1 protein-coding gene is annotated in these 302 nt (G+C 30.8%); it reads left to right on the forward strand.

Going from position 1 to position 302, the window contains the following annotated elements:
- Positions 1 to 55: 55 nt before the first annotated feature.
- Positions 56 to 302: DUF4199 family protein (locus IU405_RS00200; RefSeq protein WP_197436658.1), on the forward strand; the 247-nt coding region annotated here is incomplete at its 3' end.

Below are 302 nucleotides of genomic sequence, written 5' to 3' on the forward strand. Positions count from 1 at the left end.
ATTATCACTAACTTGAAAATCAATATATTTGTATCACTAACTAAATTTTTAAACAATGGAAAATCAAGCAAACAGTAAAAGTTTTATCATTAATAATGGTGTAATCCTTGGAGTTTTAGGGATTTTAATAAGCGTTACCTTATACGCTATGGGAATGCATTTAGACCCACATTGGTCAATTGGCACACTTCAATTCATACTAATGATTGCAATTATAGTTTTGGGAATTAGCCAATTTAAAAAAGCAAATGGTGGATTTTTGTCTTGGGGACAAGGTGTTAAAATTGGCGTTGGTATTGCTA

This window comes from Polaribacter sp. BAL334, assembly GCF_015767435.1.
Classification (GTDB): Bacteria; Bacteroidota; Bacteroidia; order Flavobacteriales; family Flavobacteriaceae; genus Polaribacter.